General features: G+C 53.9%; 3 protein-coding genes. 2 read left to right on the top strand and 1 reads right to left on the bottom strand.

What is annotated here, in order from left to right:
- Positions 1–983 precede the first annotated feature (983 nt).
- Both ACFVTJ_RS25335 and ACFVTJ_RS25330 read left to right on the top strand, forming a co-directional pair.
- The gene (locus ACFVTJ_RS25335) at positions 984–1,517 is read left to right on the top strand and encodes a hypothetical protein (RefSeq protein ID WP_386911265.1); all 534 of its coding nucleotides are present in this window, start codon (positions 984–986) and stop codon (positions 1,515–1,517) included.
- A 20-nt stretch (positions 1,518–1,537) separates the two neighbouring features.
- The gene (locus ACFVTJ_RS25330) at positions 1,538–1,762 is read left to right on the top strand and encodes a hypothetical protein (RefSeq protein WP_121689899.1); all 225 of its coding nucleotides are present in this window, start codon (positions 1,538–1,540) and stop codon (positions 1,760–1,762) included.
- A gap of 56 nt (positions 1,763–1,818) precedes the next feature.
- On the opposite strand, the gene ACFVTJ_RS25325 is transcribed toward ACFVTJ_RS25330, so the two are convergent.
- Positions 1,819–3,016: site-specific integrase (locus tag ACFVTJ_RS25325; protein WP_386911264.1), on the bottom strand; the 1,198-nt coding region annotated here is incomplete at its 5' end.

The raw sequence follows: 3,016 nt of genomic DNA, 5'->3' as shown, positions 1-3,016 counted from the left end.
CGAGCGCATCGCCAAAGGATGGCCCAGCAGCGATCTCGATGCACTCATGCCGTGGAATTACACGCGCTGAACGGTCTCAGCTTGCCGCTTACGTAGCAGGCGCAAATGAGAGCACTTATTCACTCGCTGGATGGCAGGTAGAGCTACGGGCTTGAATTACCAGTATGTCAATCTGGAGAACTTACTTCCGATGCGCTAGCTCAGCGGGATCAACCGGAAAATTGTCCGTCGACACTCCCGTGACGCAGCCTGCCTTCCGCATTAGGCCTCATTCGGGCACAGAAGGTTGCAGGGGCGCAAAGTAGGCGTCAGATGGGCATTGGCTGCCAAAGCATCGTGAGGCTCGCCAACGGTCGACTATGGGAATTTCGGTACTGGCTAAAATTCATGCAAGCTATTGATACTACTGTAGTTTGTAAGTGCCTCGTATTTTCCTCCGCACTGGACGGAAACACCACTTCAGTTCACGAGCAGCGGGAATGAGCAATGCCATTCATTATTGACACCAATTCCTGAATACGAGAGATATCCCTTGGGCCGTACGTGCGGCTCAGGGGCGTAGTAACCCCTCATGACTAGGAACGTGCCACTGAATTGGCACCACTCTTCGACCTATGGTCGGGGAGCCTGCGGCGTATGCAACAGGTTCTCTGAACTAAAGGCCGTAGGGCCGTGTCATGCGGTTACTAACTCCCCGATCACCAGAGATCGAAGGGCATTCGCGGGGACGCACCGCGCCTAACGTCCTTCCATACGGGGGACCATTTCCCATGCGATCGAACACATCATCTGTAAGGGCAACTGCGCGCAGGCAACTGCATCATCGAACTTGCTCAGTTTCGCTTATGCGGACAACATTGCGAGCGTGCATTCTCGCCGCTGGCTTACTGGCCACACCTACCGGCCTCTATGCAGCCTGCGGGTTTGAGGGGATACCCGAACAGTACCGCCCATATGACCTGTCGGAAAGCACGACGAACATAATGGCCCGACCTGTCATCGGTGGAGAAGCAGGAAGCACGCGGGCAGTACGGGAATGCCACGAACAACAAGCCCGCCAACCTTGGTATCAGGCAATAGGTTTCGCCACAGACATCAATACTGAAACCCTGTACCAAGGCGTAGCTGATAGCTTCAAAGCGGGCGGTAGCATTGCACTCAATCTTCTCGCCTCATACAGGCGGGCGTACGATAATCCCGTCGATCCAGATTTCGACCCGCTTCGGTGGCTTGATGACAACCGGGAAAAATACCAGATCGAGCTACGGCACCTGTCATCGTTTGCAGGTACAAGATCGGACGCAGAAGCTCTCGCACTTCTGGTAGACGTAACCGAACGCAAGGCCGCAGAGAAGCGTATTCAGCGAATGGGTGCGGCGGCACAGTTAACCGCTAGAGCAATCGCAGCACTGCCAGACGTCGCACTGCTACTAGTCATTGTCGCCGCACTCTGCATTCCGCTGAGGGCAGCTTTCCGGCGCACGGGGAGATCAGTGCCAGCGACGGTGAACACATAACTGCAACGGGAGAACCAGTTATGACAAACAAAGCGATGGCGCTAACACAGCGACAGGTCAAAGCATTGTGCCTCGGCGCAGCGCAAGCAGGATTTGTGGCTGAGATCCTTATCAATGGGGCGTTCATTCGGCTCGTGCCACAGGATGCGCCACCATCAATGGTCTACAAAACGCCCGAACAGCTAAGGGAGGAAGAGCTAGATGACGAACTGGAGAGGTTCAAGAAGAAGCATGGTTACACCTGATTATCATTAGGGCATGTTAATTTTCGGTCGGCTGTACCTCGCCTGCCAATAGCTCTTCAAAGTTTCTGCGTCGGCAAGCTGTAGTCCAGCTTCTGTATCGCCTCGTTCAGCACCTGTAGCGTGTGGCCCCCGAAATAATTCTGGTAGGTCACGCCTTGCTGGCTATGTCCGACGAGAGCTTTAACAAGAGGGTCCGGCACCTGTGCATTTACCAATTGCGTAACGACTGTATGCCGGAGACTATGGAAAACAAGCTCCTTGGTCTTCAGGTTGAGCTTAGGCAGAAGCTGTTCGTTGAACCAGCGTCCGAGATTGCGACCACGGCCATGCTCAACGGAGTTTGGCAGCTCCTGAAAAAGCTTTTGTTTTCCCTGCTTTCGCAAAGCCTCGACATGCTCCAGCAGTCCGAGCCGGATTAGCTCGTTATGTATCGGCACCCTGCGCTTTGATGCCTGTGTCTTAAGCTGTTTGTCGTCGCCTTCATCGTTGAAGTCAAAAAACCATAAGCCATCCTGCTGCTGAATGTCGGCAAGATCGATTTGCGCTATCTCGTTCAGGCGTGCGCCTGTGTACACGCCTATAAGCGGTCCCCATTTCTGGTGCTGCTTTCTGGCATACACCATGCTGTTGTCCACAACGGCCGCCAGAATGATGCGCACCTGCTCAGGCGTGAAGTCCTCACGACCCTTCTGTACGCGATGCCGGTTCTGTTTGATTGTCACCCCAGCAAACAGGTTGCGTTCAATGTAACCGTGCTGATGTGCGTACCCAAAGAAATCATTGTAAGTCTGTAGATACTTGTTGATGGAGGGAACAGACAGGCGGGGAAGGTTTGTTAGTTTTAGAACCTCGTGCAACGGCTTGCCTTTGGTCGCCTGCTTTTTGTGCCGGTGTGTCGGCAGAGCTACAAGGGTGTCTTTCACAGTCGTAACGTCTTGAGCAGTGAGTGTGGCAATGTCGCGGTTCTCACCAAAAAGCTCTGTAAGCAGGCTAAGATATTCCTCTTTGCCCATCACCGTAGTCGGTACCCAGTTCTCTCCGAGTTTACGTTCCCGAATGAACCGCTTGGCTAGCTCCTCAATGGTGATGCCAGATAGCGATGTTTGTTGCAGAGGCGAGTGAGGGGGCGTTGCGAAATTGGGCGCTGCTGGTGCGGCAGTCTGAATAGCCCCGAGTTTCGTAGACACCCCCGGGTTAGATTTTCTGCTGCCTCTCGAACTCGACGGGCGACAGCATTCCGTTTCTGACGTGTTT

This window comes from Agrobacterium sp. NPDC058088 (assembly GCF_042885035.1).
GTDB lineage: Bacteria > Pseudomonadota > Alphaproteobacteria > Rhizobiales > Rhizobiaceae > Agrobacterium.
The sequence above is the reverse complement of the archived record's forward strand: the minus strand, read 5'-3'. Positions and strand labels throughout refer to the sequence as shown.